At 74.4% G+C, this 15322-nt stretch carries 17 protein-coding genes; 14 read left to right on the forward strand and 3 right to left on the reverse strand.

Annotated features, from left to right (window positions below; translation table 11 throughout):
* Positions 1–248 precede the first annotated feature (248 nt).
* From FJQ57_RS06945 to FJQ57_RS06970, 7 genes are all read left to right on the forward strand, one after another.
* Positions 249–467, forward strand: coding sequence for a hypothetical protein (locus tag FJQ57_RS06945; RefSeq protein ID WP_139978431.1), 219 nt, complete (start codon positions 249–251; stop codon positions 465–467).
* Between the two features lie 61 nt (positions 468–528).
* Positions 529–1230: a hypothetical protein gene (locus FJQ57_RS06950; protein ID WP_139978433.1), complete on the forward strand. Its 702-nt coding sequence runs from the start codon at positions 529–531 to the stop codon at positions 1228–1230.
* Between the two features lie 51 nt (positions 1231–1281).
* The gene (locus FJQ57_RS06955; RefSeq protein ID WP_139978435.1) at positions 1282–1584 is read left to right on the forward strand and encodes a thiamine-binding protein; all 303 of its coding nucleotides are present in this window, start codon (positions 1282–1284) and stop codon (positions 1582–1584) included.
* Entirely contained in the window at positions 1581–1988 is a 408-nt protein-coding gene (locus FJQ57_RS06960) for a secondary thiamine-phosphate synthase enzyme YjbQ (protein WP_139978437.1), read from the forward strand. Before FJQ57_RS06955 ends, FJQ57_RS06960 begins: the two co-directional genes overlap by 4 nt.
* Positions 1985–2479 (forward strand): GNAT family N-acetyltransferase, encoded by a 495-nt coding sequence (locus tag FJQ57_RS06965; RefSeq protein ID WP_211348758.1) that lies wholly within the window; start codon positions 1985–1987, stop codon positions 2477–2479. Before FJQ57_RS06960 ends, FJQ57_RS06965 begins: the two co-directional genes overlap by 4 nt.
* A 115-nt stretch (positions 2480–2594) precedes the next feature.
* Positions 2595–2966 carry a hypothetical protein gene (locus FJQ57_RS22320; RefSeq protein ID WP_170219304.1) on the forward strand — a complete coding sequence of 124 codons (372 nt, stop codon included), beginning with the start codon at positions 2595–2597 and terminating at the stop codon, positions 2964–2966.
* 25 nt (positions 2967–2991) lie between these two features.
* The gene (locus FJQ57_RS06970) at positions 2992–3471 is read left to right on the forward strand and encodes an NUDIX hydrolase (protein ID WP_170219305.1); all 480 of its coding nucleotides are present in this window, start codon (positions 2992–2994) and stop codon (positions 3469–3471) included.
* Between the two features lie 13 nt (positions 3472–3484).
* Here FJQ57_RS06970 and FJQ57_RS06975 read toward each other — a convergent pair whose 3' ends face one another.
* Positions 3485–4501 carry a glycosyl hydrolase family 18 protein gene (locus FJQ57_RS06975; RefSeq protein ID WP_170219306.1) on the reverse strand — a complete coding sequence of 339 codons (1017 nt, stop codon included), beginning with the start codon at positions 4499–4501 and terminating at the stop codon, positions 3485–3487.
* Between the two features lie 40 nt (positions 4502–4541).
* On the opposite strand from FJQ57_RS06975, the gene FJQ57_RS23245 reads away from it, so the two are divergent.
* From FJQ57_RS23245 to FJQ57_RS22880, 6 genes are read left to right on the forward strand one after another with little or no spacing between them, the layout of a single operon-like run.
* On the forward strand, positions 4542–5414 hold the full coding sequence (locus FJQ57_RS23245) for an NUDIX domain-containing protein (protein WP_246081625.1): 873 nt from the start codon (positions 4542–4544) through the stop codon (positions 5412–5414).
* Positions 5411–6355, forward strand: a complete 945-nt coding sequence (locus FJQ57_RS06985) for an SMP-30/gluconolactonase/LRE family protein (protein ID WP_139978443.1) — start codon at positions 5411–5413, stop codon at positions 6353–6355. The genes FJQ57_RS23245 and FJQ57_RS06985 overlap by 4 nt, the downstream gene beginning before the upstream one ends.
* Before the next feature lie 17 nt (positions 6356–6372).
* A complete protein-coding gene (gene dxs, locus FJQ57_RS06990) occupies positions 6373–8277 on the forward strand; it encodes a 1-deoxy-D-xylulose-5-phosphate synthase (RefSeq protein ID WP_139978445.1) in 1905 nt (634 codons plus the stop codon).
* A complete protein-coding gene (locus tag FJQ57_RS22325; RefSeq protein ID WP_170219307.1) occupies positions 8261–9721 on the forward strand; it encodes a hypothetical protein in 1461 nt (486 codons plus the stop codon). The genes dxs and FJQ57_RS22325 overlap by 17 nt, the downstream gene beginning before the upstream one ends.
* A gap of 32 nt (positions 9722–9753) precedes the next feature.
* Positions 9754–10692: a proteasome assembly chaperone family protein gene (locus tag FJQ57_RS22875; protein ID WP_139978447.1), complete on the forward strand. Its 939-nt coding sequence runs from the start codon at positions 9754–9756 to the stop codon at positions 10690–10692.
* Complete coding sequence (locus FJQ57_RS22880) at positions 10689–11567, forward strand: acyl-CoA thioesterase (RefSeq protein ID WP_139978449.1); 879 nt, start codon at positions 10689–10691, stop codon at positions 11565–11567. Before FJQ57_RS22875 ends, FJQ57_RS22880 begins: the two co-directional genes overlap by 4 nt.
* A 118-nt stretch (positions 11568–11685) precedes the next feature.
* On the opposite strand, the gene FJQ57_RS07010 is transcribed toward FJQ57_RS22880, so the two are convergent.
* Positions 11686–12540 carry a MaoC/PaaZ C-terminal domain-containing protein gene (locus FJQ57_RS07010; protein ID WP_246081626.1) on the reverse strand — a complete coding sequence of 285 codons (855 nt, stop codon included), beginning with the start codon at positions 12538–12540 and terminating at the stop codon, positions 11686–11688.
* Positions 12541–12542: 2 nt separating this feature from the next.
* Positions 12543–13892 (reverse strand): 3-oxoacyl-ACP reductase, encoded by a 1350-nt coding sequence (locus FJQ57_RS07015; RefSeq protein WP_139978451.1) that lies wholly within the window; start codon positions 13890–13892, stop codon positions 12543–12545.
* 135 nt (positions 13893–14027) lie between these two features.
* On the opposite strand from FJQ57_RS07015, the gene FJQ57_RS07020 reads away from it, so the two are divergent.
* Positions 14028–15317, forward strand: coding sequence for an acetyl-CoA C-acetyltransferase (locus tag FJQ57_RS07020; RefSeq protein WP_139978453.1), 1290 nt, complete (start codon positions 14028–14030; stop codon positions 15315–15317).
* The last annotated feature ends 5 nt before the right edge of the window (positions 15318–15322 follow it).

Below are 15322 nucleotides of genomic sequence, written 5' to 3' on the forward strand. Positions count from 1 at the left end.
CTGAAGTGACTTGAGAGTCTCTTGTGCGGGGCGCGGAAACCCCGGTCGACCGGGGATTCCTCCATCTGGCCAGGGCATTCATGCGCTTGGCGGGCATTGCATTGCCCGTCGAGCGCAGGAAGAGCCTGTCCAGTCGGCCCCGCCGCCGCCGACGGCGGGACGGAACGGTCGGCCGCGCGCACCGTGGAGGTGGTGCAGACCACCCTCGGGTGGTCGTAGCCCCCGCCGCGCGTCCGCGTTGACGTGGTGTGAGCACCCGCCGTCCGGTCCCGCCCGTCCTGGTCCTGGGCACGGTCCTGGTCGTGCTCGGCGGGGCGCTGCACCTGGCCGGCTCCGTCCCCCTCGCGGTGGGCCTGACGCTGCTCGGCGGGCTGCTGGTGGTCCTGGTCGCGGCCGCGGTGCGTCCGGTGGCGCGACCAGAGCGCAGCCGCCCCGGGAGCCCGAGGGACGTCCGCGCGCGGAGCTGACCGGCACGCCGCACCGCCGGAGTTGCCGACGTGGCGACGCTCCTCGCGCGACGATGGGCCGGTGCGCCTTCCCCACCTCCTGCTGCTCCTCGCGCTCGCCGTCGGGGTGACCGCCTGCGGCGACGACGAGCCGTCCGCGACGCCGACCTCCGCCGCGCCGACCCCCTCGCCCAGCGAGCCCACGTCCGAGCCGACGACCGAGCCCACGAGCGAGCCGCCGACCAGCGAGCCCTCGATGAGCGTGTCGCCCGTCGAGCCCAGCGACGAGCCGACGACCGAGCCCGCCCCCGAGCCCACGCAGGCCCCCACCACCGCGCCGCCGGTCGAGCCGACCCGGCCGCCGGGCTCGACCGCGCCGTCGTCGTACGCCGAGGCGCGGGCGCTCATCGACACCGCCGGCGGGCAGCCGCAGCAGCTGGAGCGGTTCCGGACGCCCACCAGCAGCTACTGCCTGGTCGACTACGGGCCGCTCGTCGGGTGCGAGCTGCGGCGCGGCGGGATCCCCGACCCGGCGTACTGCGGGGACGGGCCGACCCAGAACATCGGACGCATCCTGTTCGACGAGCTCAGCGGGAAGCCGACGCCGGAGTGCAACTCCGACACCGTGCGCGAGCCCGGCGCGCCGCGGTTGCCGGCGGGCTCGGTCGTGGCGGCCAACGGCGTCGAGTGCCTCGTCGAGGCCGACGCCGTGCTGTGCGTGCAGCCCTCGCGGCGGTCCGGGTTCTACCTCGGCGGCGACGACTACTCGACCTTCACCTCCTGAGGTGCCGGGCGCTGCCCGGGAGGTGTCGGTGGCGGTCGGTAGCGTGGCCGCATGATCGTCGCCTTCAGCATCAGCCCGGCCACCGGTGACGCCGAGGGCGGTGTGGCCGAGGCGGTCGCGGCCGCCGTGCGCGTCGTCCGCGAGTCCGGCCTGCCCCACGAGACCAACGCGATGTTCACCAACATCGAGGGCGAGTGGGACGAGGTGATGGATGTCGTCAAGCGTGCCGTCGACGTCGTCGCCGCCGTCTCGCCACGGGTCAGCCTGGTCCTCAAGGCCGACGTGCGCCCGGGTCGGACGGGTGAGATGACCGCCAAGCTGGAGCGGCTCGAGCAGGCCCTCGACCAGTCGTGATCACCCGCACCCGCCGCTACAGCACCGGCGGCCACGAGGTCGTCGTCGACCTGACGGCCGACGTCTCGTCGTTCATCGCCTCGACCGGCCAGCAGGAGGGCCTCCTGCAGGTCTTCGTCCCGCACGCCACCTGCGGCATCGCCATCATCGAGACCGGCGCGGGCTCCGACGACGACCTGCTCGCCGCGCTCGGCGACCTGCTGCCCGCCGACGACCGCTGGCGCCACCGGCACGGCAGCCCGGGCCACGGGCGCTCCCACGTGATGCCGGCCATCGTCCCGCCCCACGCGACCGTCCCCGTCCTCGAGGGCCGTCTCGCGCTCGGCACGTGGCAGAGCATCTGCCTGGTCGACCTCAACGTCGACAACGACGTGCGCGAGGTCCGGTTCAGCCTGCTGGGGTGAGGCCGGTGGTCCGGGTCGAGGCGTGCGAGGACGAGGCAGCCCTGGGGGCGGCCGCGGAGCTCCTCGCCGAGTACCGCGGTCACTACGCCGCCGACCCGGCCGCCCCGCGCGCCGTCCTCGACTGGCTGGTCGAGGTGGTCGGCTCCGGGATGCTCGCGGTGGTCGTGGCGCGGGACGACGAACCGGGGGAGCCGGGTCCGGTCGGGTTGGCCACGACCCACGTCGTGCCCGCGACGCTCGCCCTCGGCCGGTCCTGGCAGCTGCGCGACCTGTACGTGCGACCGTCGGCCCGCCGGCGCGGGGTGGCGGGCGCTCTCGTCGCCGCCGTGCGGACGGCGGCCGAGGAGGCCGGAGCGACGCGGCTGTCCCTGGTCACCGAGGACGACAACCAGGCGGCTCTGCGCCTCTACGCGCACCTCGGGTTCGCGCCGGTCGAGGGACTGACCAGCCTCGGCGTCGACCTGCGCCCCTCGTCGTCCACCTGGGCCTGACGGGCCTGGCGGTCGAACACGTGTTCGATTACGATGGGCTCATGGCCGCTCTTCCCCCTGGGCTCGACGAGACCGCCGTGCTCGCGGGTGCGCGGGCACGGGTCGAGGTGGTCGCGTGACGGCCGGGTACGCCCCGCCGGGGTGGCCCGCGGGGGTCCGTCCGCCCGACACCCCCGAGTGGGAGCGCACCGCCGAGGCGTGGCTGCTCGACCTGTGCCCGCCGGAGTACCGCGGCTACGCACCGCTGCGTCGGCACCGCGCGCTGCTGGCCCGGTTCGCCGTGTTGCACGTCGAGGGCATGCAGGCTGCGGTCAAGCGGGGGCTCAGCGAGGCTCGCGGGGCGCTGCGCGACGTCGCCCCGCCCGACGTGGTCGGTGCCGCCGTGGCGACCTGGCTCACCGAGGACGCCCGGCTGCTCGGCGTACGACGGGAGGTCGGGCTGGTCGAGGACGCGTTGCGCGGCCGCCGGTTCCGGGCGCAGCTCTGAGGACCCGCCGTGGTCGGATGGGGGCGTGACGGAGCCGAGGCTGAGGCAGGCGGTGCGGGCGCTGGTGATCGACGACGACGACCACGTGCTCCTGGTGCACTTCGACGCCGAGGGCCGATGGGTGCCGGGCGGGTTCTGGTCGTGCCCCGGTGGCGGGATGGAGCCGGGAGAAGAGCCCGAGGCCGCGCTGAGGCGCGAGCTGTGGGAGGAGGTCGGCCTGGCCGACCCCGACGTCCAGGGCGCGGTGTGGCGCCTGACCCGCTTCTTCGAGCTGCACGGCTTCGACGGGCAGACCGACGTGACCTACCTGGTCCGCACACCGCGCTTCGAGCCCCGACCCCAGGTCGACCTCGAGGCGGAGGGGGTCAGCGGGGTGCGCTGGTTCAGCCCGGCCGAGCTGGCGCAGGGAGCGGTCACCTTCAGCCCACGCGACCTCGAGGACCAGCTCGCCCGGGTGCTCGCCGACGGCGTGCCGGCCGAGGTCCGCGAGATCCCGGCGATCTGAGCCCGACGACGGGTCAGCGCAGCGGGTCGGCCGACCCGAGGCGCCACAGCGCGAGCCCGCGCACCCCGAGCCGCGCCGCGAGGGCCTGGCGCTTCCGCAGCGACCGTGCGTCGGCCCACCACAGCACCCGTCCACCCGGCAGCCGGGCCGACCACTCGCCGGCCCGCGGGTGCCACACCGGCCGGACACCGGCGCGCGCGGCCTGCGCGCGGGCCCGGGCGGGCGTGACGGTCCAGCCGCGCCCGGAGCGGGTCCAGGCGTAGCCGTAGCCGGCGGTGCCCAGGTCGATCCGGTCGCGCGGCACGACCCGCGCCAGCGTCGCCACGGCCCGCCGTTGCCAGGGCAGGGCGCCCACCGGGCCGGGGCCGGACCAGCCCGGTCCGTGCTGGTCGTAGGCCATCAGCTCGACGCGGTCGACCACCGCGGCCAGGCCGCGCAGGTCGTAGCCCCGGTCGCGATAGCCCGCCAGCGAGCCCGACGCGCTGATGTCGATCGTGACCGTCGACCCCGCCGGCAGCGCCGACCGGACGGCCCGGCACAGCGCGACCAGCCCGGCCGCGTCGCCGCGCCGGACGAGCTCGAGGTCGACGTCGACCCCGCCCCAGCCGCCGGCCCGCGCCAGCGCACCGAGGCGACGGGCGACCGCGGCGATCCGGTCGGGGTCGGACAGCAGCCGGTGCAACCGGACGGGGTCGAAGCCGTCGAGCCGGTCGGAGTAGTTGCTCACCAGCAGCGCGGTCCGCAGGCCCAGGGACGAGGCCCGTCGCGCCTGGCGCACCGCGTCGGGGGCCGGGGCGGTCACGCCGCGGCCGTCGGCCCGGAGCGCCGCGCCCACGACGGTCAGGGTCGAGATCGCCGGGGCGTCCCGGCGGAGGCGGTCGAGCGGGTAGGAGCCGTAGGCGTACGCCGTCAACGGGAGGACGGTCGGGGCGGACCGGACCGGGGACGAGGCCGGGACCGGTGCCGCCGGCACGAGCACGGCCGAGCCGAGGACGACCGGGAGCACGAGGGCGAGGAGGCGACGCAGCACGCCCGCCAGGGTGGCACGCCGGTGTGGCAGGGTGGCGGACGTGCCGACGTTCGCCTGCGTGGTCCTCGTCGACCCGCGGGGGTGGGTGCTGCTGCAGGAGCGCGACGAGCACGCGCCGATCGATCCCGAGTGCTGGGGCATGTGCGGCGGGCACGTCGAGCCGGGGGAGGGCCTCGAGGAGGCCGCCCACCGCGAGCTCGAGGAGGAGACCGGCCTGCGGCTCGACCCGGGGGCGCTGCGCCACCACGCGACGTACGACGTCTTCCACGAGCACTACGGCTCCGTCGACCCGGTCCACGTGTACGTCGGCGCGGTCGACCTGACCGATGCCGACGTCGAGTGCCACGAGGGCCGCCGCATCGTCTTCGTCGACCCCGCCACCGTGCCCAGGCTGCGCCTCACGCACTCCGCCGCCGCCGCGCTGCCCGACCTGCTCGGCAGCGAGGCCCACCGCGAGCTGCGCTGGCGGGCGCACGGACCCACCACCTACGCCTGCGTGGCCCTCGTCGACGGTCGCGGCCGGGTGCTGCTGCAGGAGCGCGACGAGCACGCGCCGGTGGCGCCGGAGACGTGGTCGTTCCCGGGCGGCGGGCTCGAGCCGGGGGAGTCGTACGCCGACGCGGCCCGCCGCGAGCTCGCCGAGGAGACCGGGGTGGAGCTCGCGCTCGACGACCTGCGCCGCGTCGGCGCGGGCCCGCACGCCGTCGCGGTCTCGGCCGAGGGCCCGGAGGCGAGCTTCGAGGTCTGGGCCGCGCGCACCGACGTCACCGACGACGAGGTCGAGTGCCGCGAGGGCCGGCAGATGGTCTTCGTCGACCCCGACCACGCGCGGACGCTGCCGCTGTCCCGGGCCACCGCCGTGGTGCTGCCCGGCTTCCTGACCTCCGACCTCTACCGGGAGCTGACCGCATGACCGCCCACCAGCTGGCCGTCCACCCCGTCCCCGCCCGCGGCGCCGAGGACGTCGTCGTCGGCCTGTCCGGCCGCGACGAGGGCGCGGTCTTCACCGGCACCGCGGACGGGTCGGTCTTCCGCGTCTCCCACGACGGGTCGAGAATCGACCTGGTCGCCACCACCCAGGGCCGCCCGCTCGGCCTCGAGGTCGACCTCGACGGCCGGCTGCTGGTCTGCGACGCCCACCGCGGGCTGCTGCGCGTCGACACCCGCAGCGGCGGGGTCGAGGCCGTCGCGGGCGAGATCGCCGGCGTGCCCATGAAGTTCTGCAACAACGCCGCCATCGCCTCCGACGGCACGGTCTGGTTCTCCGACTCCTCGCAGCGGTTCGGCATCGAGAAGTGGAAGGACGACTTCGTCCAGCACACCCGCACCGGCCGACTGTGCCGGCTCGACCTCGACGGCACGGTCACCGTCGTCCTCGACGGCCTGGCCTTCGCCAACGGTGTCGCCCTGTCCCGTGACGAGAGCTTCGTGTGCGTCGCCGAGACCGGCGCCCGCACCGTCGTCCGTCGCTGGCTGACCGGACCCAACGCCGGCATGCGCGACCTGCTGTGCTCCGACCTGCCGGGCTACCCCGACAACATCGCTCGCGGCAGCGACGGGCTCATCTGGGTGACCATCGCCAGCCCGCGCGACCCCGTCGTGGAGAGGCTCCAGACGGCGCCCATGGCGCTGCGGCGCGCGGCGACCCGGCTGCCGGAGCGGCTGCAGCCCGCACCGAAGCGGTCCGTGCACGTCCAGGCCTATGACGACGAGGGCCGCCTGGTGCACGACGTCGACGTCGACGTCGCGCGCCAGCGCACGGCGTACCACATGGTGACGGGGGTGCGGGAGCACGAGGGCCGGGTCTGGATGGGCAGCCTGCACGAGCCCGCGATCGCCGTCGTCGACCTGTAGAAAGGTAACCTCGACCCATGTCCCTGCTCGCGTCGATCACCGGCCCGCGCGACCTCCGAGACCTCGGCGACGACCAGCTCGCCCGGCTCGCCACAGAGATCCGCGACCTCCTCGTGCGCTCGTGTGCGCGCGCAGGCGGGCACCTCGGACCCAACCTCGGCGTCGTCGAGCTGACGCTCGCGGTGCACCGGGTCTTCGACTCCCCGCACGACCGGGTCGTCTTCGACACCGGCCACCAGGCCTACGTGCACAAGATGCTCACCGGCCGGGCCGGCGAGTTCGACGGCCTGCGCACCGAGGGCGGCCTCTCGGGCTACCCGAGCCAGTCCGAGTCGCCCCACGACATCGTCGAGAACTCCCACGCCTCGACCGCGCTGAGCTACGCCGACGGGCTGGCCAAGGCCTACCGCATCCGGGGCGAGGACCGCCACGTCGTCGCCGTCATCGGCGACGGCGCGCTCACCGGCGGCATGGCCTGGGAGGCGCTCAACAACATCGCCGTGGCCCAGGACAGCCGGCTCGTCATCGTCGTCAACGACAACGGCCGCTCCTACACCCCCACCATCGGCGGCCTGGCCACCGCGCTGACCACGCTGCGCACCAACCCGCGCTACGAGCAGGTCCTCGACCTGGTCAAGAAGCGCCTGACCTCGGTCAAGGGCGTCGGGCCGGCCGCCTACGACGCGCTGCACGCCATGAAGAAGGGCCTCAAGGACGCCCTCGCCCCCCAGGGCCTCTTCGAGGACCTCGGCCTGAAGTACGTCGGCCCCATCGACGGCCACGACCGCGCGGCCATGGAGCAGGCGCTGGTGCAGGCCAAGCGCTTCGACGGGCCGGTCATCGTGCACGCGATCACCCGCAAGGGCTTCGGGTACGACGCCGCCGAGCGCCACGAGGCCGACCAGTTCCACTCCCCGGGGGCCTTCGACGTCGCCTCCGGCGAGGAGAAGCCCAAGGGCACGATCTGGACCGACCACTTCGCCGACCACATGGTCGCCCTCGGCGCCCGCCGCCCCGACGTCGTCGGCATCACCGCGGCGATGATGCACCCCGTCGGGCTGCACAAGTTCGCCGCCGCCTACCCCGACCGCACCTTCGACGTCGGCATCGCCGAGCAGCACGCCGCGACCTCGGCGGCCGGGCTCGCGCTCGGCGGGCTGCACCCGGTGGTCGCGGTCTACGCCACGTTCCTCAACCGCGCCTTCGACCAGGTGCTCATGGACTGCGCCCTGCACCGCACCGGCGTCACCTTCGTCCTCGACCGCTCCGGCGTGACGGGCGACGACGGCGCCAGCCACAACGGCATGTGGGACATGTCCATCCTCCAGGTCGTGCCCGGGCTGCGCCTCGCCGCGCCCCGCGACGCCACGCGGCTGCGCGAGCTGCTCGACGAGGCCGTCGAGGTGGCCGACGCCCCGACGGTGGTGCGCTTCCCCAAGGGCCCGCCGCCGGCCGACGTCCCCGCCATCGGCAAGGCCGGCGGCGCCGACGTGCTGGTGCGCCAGGGCGCCTTCGACGTCCTGGTCGTGGCCGTGGGCTCGATGGGCTCGGTCGCGATCGACGTCGCCGAGCGGCTCACCGACCAGGGCATCGGCGTCACCGTGGTCGACCCGCGCTGGGTCAAGCCCGTCGACGAGGCCGTCGTCGAGCTCGCCCGCCGCCACCAGCTCGTCGTCAGCGTCGAGGACAACGGCGTGGTCGGCGGCTGCGGCTCGGTGCTGCTGCAGACCCTCAACGCTGCCGGCGTCACCACCCCGGTCCGCCTGCACGGCATCCCGCAGGAGTTCCTCGACCACGCCAAGCGCGCCGCCATCCTCGAGCGCATCGGACTGACCCCCCAGGCACTCGCCCGCGGCATCGTCGAGGACGTCACCGCCCTCGCCGAGGGTGGCTCGCTGGTCGACCGTGTCGACGCGCCCTAGCGCGCGGCCCACCGCGCCGGCCACCGCGGTCACGGTGGCCACGGTCGTCCTCGCGCTGGCCCTGGCCGGCTGCGGCGGCGACCCCGAGCCGCGCTCCGACGCCTCACCGAGCGCCGCCGGCGGCACCGCGAGCGCCGCCCCCTCGGCCCCGGCGGGGGAGACGCCGACGGTGCCGGCCGACCTGCCCCGGGTCACCGCCGACCTCGCCGCCACCCTCCAGGGCGTCCTCGACCGCCGCGGCGCGGCGGTGCTCGACCGCGACCGGCCCGGCTTCCTGGCCACGCTGGCCGACGACCCCGACCTGCGCACCGCCGAGGGCGGCTACTTCGACAACCTCGTCCAGCTGCCGCTCTCGCAGGCCGACTACCGCCTCGAGCCGGCCAGCCTGGTCCGCACCGGCCGCGCCTACTGGGGGGTCGTGGCCGTCACCACCCGCCTCACGCCGTACGACGCCACGCCGGTGCGCACGCTCGACCGCTACCGGTTCGTGCCGGCCGCGGGCGGCACGTTCCGGGTCGCCTCGACCACCGACACCCGGTGGGAGGTCGAGCACCCGCAGCTGCGCCAGCCGTGGGACACCGAGCCAGTGACCGTGGTCGAGGGCGCCGGCGTGCTCGGGGTCTTCGACACTGCCGACCAGCGCCAGCGCGCGGGCATCGTGCGCTCGGTCGAGCGCGGCATCGTCGACGTCGCGGCCCGGGTCCCGTTCACCGAGTGGGGCTCCCAGGCGGTCGTCTACGCCCTGGCCGACCCGCGCTTCCTCGACAGCTTCGAGGACGTGCCCGGTGGCGACCCCGAGGCGCTCGACGGCGTGGCGTTCACGGTGCCGTCGGGCACCGACGAGACCTCGGTGGCCGGCACCCGGGTCGCCCTGAGCCCCGACCTGCTGCCCGCCGCGGCCGCCCGCCGCGTCGACCCCGACCTCGACCGCCTGGTGCGGCACGAGCTGGTCCACGTCGCCATCGGCCCCCACGACGACACCGCCCCGGTCTGGCTGGGCGAGGGACTGGCCGAGTGGGTCTCGGCCCAGGCCCTGCCGCCCCAGCAGCGCGACGTGCCCGACCGGGCCGTGGCCCAGGCCCGCCGCGGCGAGCTGCGGACGATGCCCACCGACGAGGCCTTCAACGACGCCGACGCCCCGGTGCACTACGCGCTGGCGTGGTGGGTGTGCGAGTGGCTGGCCGCCACCTACGGCCCCGACGGCCCCTTCACGCTGCTCAAGGCCTTCGAGCTCAGCCCCGCCGACGCCGACCCGGCCCGGGTCGTGCGCGACGCGCTCGGGTTCTCCGTCGACCAGCTCGCCCGCCGCGGGGCGTCCTTCCTGGCCCAGGCCTATGCGCCCGCCCCGCCCCCGGCCTCACCGACCGACCCGACGGCCCCGACCGCGCCCGCCCCGGGCGAGACGCCGACCACACCCGCGGGCCGCGCCGCCACCTCAGGCTGAGGTGCCCCGGCGCCGGTCACTACGCTGGCCGGATGGCCACCGAACGCCCCGAGCGTCTCGTCCACATCATCGACGAGGTGCCCGCCCTCGACGAGCTGGACTCCCTGACGATGCTCGTCGCCCTCGACGGCTTCCTCGACGCGGGCAGCTCCGCCGCCCTCGCCGCCAAGCACCTCGTCGCGGGCTCCGACGGCGGGTCCGTCGTCGCGACGTTCGACGTCGACCAGTTCCACGACTACCGCGCCCGGCGACCCGCCGTGTCCTTCCTGCGCGACCACTACACCGCCTACGACGCCCCGCGGCTGGTCGTGCGCCTGCTGCACGACGTGGGCGGCACGCCGTACCTGCTGCTGCACGGCCCCGAGCCCGACAACCGCTGGGAGGCCTTCTGCCGCTCGGTGCACGAGGTCGTCGAGCGCCTCGGCGTGACCCTCGTGGTGAGCATGGGCTCGGTGCCGATGGCCGTGCCGCACACCCGGCCCATCGCGGTCACCCACCACGCCAACGACCCCAGCCTGATCACCGGGTCCAACCCGTGGCAGGGCGAGCTGCGGGTGCCCAGCAGCGCCCAGGCCCTCCTGGAGATCCGGCTCGGCGAGTGGGGCCGCGACGCCCTCGGGTTCGTCGCCCACGTGCCGCACTACCTCGCCCAGCTCGACTACCCCCGCGCCTCGGTCGAGCTCCTGGAGCACGTCGAGCGGGCCGGTCGGTTGACCCTCGACCTCGAGCCGCTGCGGGCCCTGGGCGTGGAGCGCGAGGAGGAGATCACCCGCTACCTCGCCGCCAACAGCGAGGTCGGCGAGGTGGTCGCCGCCCTGGAGCGCCAGTACGACTCCTTCGCCGAGGCCGAGGCCAACGGGTCGAGCCTGCTCGCCGAGGACCAGCCCATCCCGACCGGCGAGGAGATCGGGCAGCAGTTCGAGCAGTTCCTGGCCGGGCTCGAGGACGACGAGAGAGGCGACCAGCCGTGACCGACCCCTCCCACGACCCCGCCCTCGACCCGGCCCAGCAGCTGCGGGCCCTGCTCGACCTCGAGTACCTCGACGTCGACCTGTTCCGCGGGAGGCAGCCCGAGTCCACCCGCCAGCGCGTGTACGGCGGCCAGGTGGCCGCCCAGGCGCTCGTGGCCGGCACCCGCACGGTCCCCGACGACCTGCACGTGCACTCGCTGCACTCCTACTTCCTGCTGCCCGGCGACTACCAGGTGCCTGTCATCTACGACGTCGAGCGCATCCGCGACGGCAGGTCGTTCGCGACCCGGCGGGTCATGGCGCGCCAGCACGGCCGCCCGATCTACTACCAGACCCTGAGCTTCCAGCGCGCCGAGGACGGCTTCGACCACCAGGACGCCATGCCGCAGGTGAAGTCGCCCGACGACGGGCTCGACCTGGTCGAGCTGATGCGCGGGCGGGGCGCCGAGGACGCCGAGGCGCTGGGCAAGGAGTGGGCCGCGCTCGACGTCCGCTGGCTCGGCAGCTCGCTGCACGGCCTCGACCCCGATCCCGACCGCCCGTCCCGGGCCCAGATGTGGATCCGCATCCAGGGCGAGATGGGCGACGACCCCGGCGACCACCTGGCGGCGTTCACCTACGCCAGCGACGTCTCGCTGCTGGGTGCCTCGCTGGCCGCGCACGACACCGACCCGACCAAGGTCCAGATGGCCTCGCTCGACCACACGATCTGGTTCCACCGGCCCTTCCGGGTCGACGACTGGTGGCTCTACGACCAGTGGTCGCCCTCGGCCTCCGGCGCCCGCGGCTTCTCCATCGGCCGCATCTACACCCAGGACGGCACCCTCGTCGCCACCGCGGCGCAGGAGGGCCTCATCCGGCCGCGCACGCGCTGACGCCGACCCACGGTGGTCGAGGACGGCGCCCTGGCGCCTGTCTCGAGGCCACCTGCCGCAGCGGCGGTGTGGTCTCGAGACGGGCCTGGCGGCCCTCCTCGACCACCGTGGACGTGCCTCAGAGGGCGGTGGTGCGGCCTGCGAGGTGCGGCTTGCCCGAGGGGCTGGTCAGCGCGAACGCGTAGCCCCGGTCGAGCGTGGTCGAGCCGAACGCGACCGTGCCGGGCAGCAGCACGGGCGTCTTGAACGCCACGTCGACGCGGACGGCGTCGGGCAGCCGGTTCTCCAGCGCGGCGACGCAGCGCGCCATCGTCCACATGCCGTGGGCGATCTGGCGCGGGAAGCCCAGCGCCTTGGCGGTCAGCGGGTAGAGGTGGATCGGGTTGGCGTCGCCCGAGACCGCGGCGTACCGGCGGCCGAGGTCGGCCGGCAGCCGCCACTCCACGCCCGTGGTGGGGGCGTCGGGGAAGACGGTGCCGTACGACGCGCCGTCGGTGCCCCCGCCCCGGCGCAGGTAGGCCGAGGTCTCCTCCCAGACCACCTCGCCGTCGGGGCCGCCGGCGCGGACGGTGGTGGCGAACTCGAAGATGCGGCCCTTGGGGTGCGGCACCGCCGCCCCGACGTGGGCGGTCACGTCGAGGGTCTCGCCGACCGCGATCGGGCGGTGCTGGGTGATCGAGTTCTCCAGGTGCACCGTGCCGATGGCCGGCGCGGGGAACGCGGGGTCGCTCATGATCGCCATCTGCTGGGCGAAGACGAGCAGGTGCGGGTAGGGCAGCGGCACGACGTCCTTGGTCGGGAAGCCGCAGACCTTGGCGTAGGCCTCGACGTCGGCCCGCTCGACCGTGACCGGGGGACGGGTGCGCGTCAGGCCGTCGAACGACGACGCGGGCGCCTTCTTGACCCCCGGCAGCTGGTTGACGACCGGGATCGAGGGCAGCGCCGCCTTGAGCAGCATCGGGAGCGCGGCCACGATCAGGCCCCGAGCATCATCTGGCCGCAGACGCGGACCACGTTGCCGTTGACCAGGCTCGAGCGCGGGTCGGCGTACCAGGCGACGGCCTCGGCGACGTCGACGGGCAGGCCGCCCTGCGACATGGCGTTGAGGCGCTGGCCGACCTCGCGGGTGGCGAACGGCACGGCCGCGGTCATCTGGGTGATGATGAAGCCGGGGGCGACGGCGTTGATGGTGATGCCGGCGTCGAGCTCGTCGGCGAAGGCGTCGACGAAGCCGATGACCCCGGCCTTGGACGCGGCGTAGTTGGTCTGGCCGACGTTGCCCGCGATCCCGGCGATGGAGGCGACGCCGATGATGGAGCCGAACGGGTTGACCGCGCCCTGCTCGAGCAGCTCGCGGGTGATGAGCTCGGGGGCGCTGAGGTTGACCGCGATGACGGAGTCCCAGCGGGCCTCGTCCATGTTGGCCAGCTTCTTGTCGCGCGTGATGCCGGCGTTGTGGACGACGACGTCGACCCCGCCGTGCTGGGTCTTGACGTGGTGGGCGATGCGCTGGGGCGCGTCCTTGCCGGTGATGTCGAGGGTCAGCCAGTCGCCGCCGAGCTCCTTCATCAGCGCCTGGAGCTCGCTGGCGGCCTGGGGCACGTCGACGCCGAGGACGGTGGCGCCGTCTCGGTGCAGCACCCGGGCGATCTGCTCGCCGATGCCGCGGCTCGCGCCGGTCACGAGGGCGACCTTGCCGGTCAGCGGCTTGGCGGGGTCGGCGACCTCGCCCACCTCGGCCTTGGCGACCGGGCCGCCGGTGTGGGCGCCGATGCGCACGACCTGGCCGGAGACGTAGGCCGACTTGGGGGAGAGCAGGAACCCGAGGGTGCTGGTCACCGCGTGCTCGGCGCCGTCGGCGACGTACACGAGCTGGACGGTGCCCCCCTTGCCGATCTCCTTGCCCAGGCTGCGGGTGAAGCCCTCGAGGGCGCGCTGGGCGATGCGCTCGGAGCCCTTGAGCTGCTCGGGCGGGGTGCCGAGGACGACGACCCGGGGGCACGACTCGAGGCTGCGCAGCACCGGGGTGAAGAAGTCGCGCAGGGCGACGAGGTCGGCCGAGGACGTCAGGCCGGTGGCGTCGAACACGAGGCCCTTGAGCTTGCCCTCCTCCGGCTTCACCGGCGTGGAGGCGATGCCGAGGGTGTCGAGCATCCCCGAGAGCGACTCGGCGAGGCGCCCACGGCCGCCGACCAGCACGGTGCCGTCGACCAGGGGCGCACCGTCGCGGTAGCGCTCGAGCTTGGCCGGGGCGGGCAGGCCGAGGTTCTTGACGAGGATCTTGCCGACAGGGGTCTTGGTGAAGCCCTGGTACTTGTCGCTCATGCGGGTGCGTGCCTTCGATCTGGATCGCGGGAGTCGGACGAGAAGATGCAACCGGGTGTGTAACTCAGTGTCCACCTTTCGTGACGTGGCACTCAGACCCTTGGCCCGGCTGTGGTTACCCGCCAGTATGGTCCCATGATCGACAAGACCCGTCGGGTGGCCGTCATCGGCGGCAACCGGATCCCCTTCGCCCGTTCCAACGGCGCCTACGCCACCGCCTCCAACCAGGAGATGCTGACCGCGGCCATCGACGGTCTCGTCGTCCGCTTCGGCCTCCAGGGCGAGCGGCTCGGCGAGGTCGTCGCCGGCGCCGTGCTCAAGCACGCGCGCGACTTCAACCTCACCCGCGAGGCCGTCCTCGGCTCCCGGCTCTCGCCCGAGACGCCCGCCACCGACATCCAGCAGGCCTGCGGCACCGGCCTGCAGGCCGCCATCCAGGTCGCCAACAAGATCGCCCTCGGCCAGATCGAGGTCGGCATCGCCGGCGGCACCGACACCACCTCCGACGCGCCCGTCGCCATCAGCGACAAGCTGCGCAAGAAGCTGATGAAGGTCAACGCCGCCAAGGACACCGCCGGCCGCCTCAAGGCCCTCGGCGCCATCCGTCCCGGCGACATCGGCCTGGAGATCCCGCAGAACGGCGAGCCCCGCACCCGCCTGTCGATGGGTGAGCACGCTGCGCTGACCGCGCTGGAGTGGCAGGTCGGCCGCGAGGAGCAGGACGAGCTCGCCGCCGCCTCCCACCAGCACCTGGCCGCGGCGTACGACGCCGGGTTCCTCGACGACCAGGTGACGCCGTTCCGCGGCGTCGAGCGCGACACCAACCTGCGCGCCGACTCCACCGCCGAGAAGCTCGGCAAGCTCAAGCCGGTCTTCGGCAAGGGCGAGGCCGCCACCATGACCGCCGGCAACTCCACGCCGCTGACCGACGGCGCGTCCGTCGTGCTGCTGGCCTCGGAGGAGTGGGCCAAGGAGCGCGGCCTGCCCGTGCTGGCCTACATCACCGCCTACGAGACCGCGGCCGTCGACTACGTGCACGGTGGCGAGGGCCTGCTGATGGCCCCGGCGTACGCCATGTCGCGGATGCTGCAGCGCGAGGGCCTCGAGCTGCAGGACTTCGACTTCTACGAGATCCACGAGGCCTTCGCCTCCCAGGTGCTCTCCACGCTCAAGGCGTGGGAGGACCCGGTGTTCTGCAAGGAGCGCCTCGGCCTCGACTCCCCGCTCGGCGCGATCGACCGCACCAAGCTCAACGTCAAGGGCTCCTCGCTCGCCGCGGGCCACCCGTTCGCCGCCACCGGCGGCCGCATCGTCAACGTGCTGGCCAAGCTGCTCTCGCAGTCCGAGGGCGGCACCGGTCGCGGCGTGATCTCGGTCTGCGCCGCCGGTGGCCAGGGCGTCGTCGCGATCCTCGAGCGCGCCTGACCGAT

The sequence above is a fragment of the Nocardioides litoris genome (assembly GCF_006346315.1).
Lineage (GTDB): Bacteria > Actinomycetota > Actinomycetes > Propionibacteriales > Nocardioidaceae > Nocardioides > Nocardioides litoris.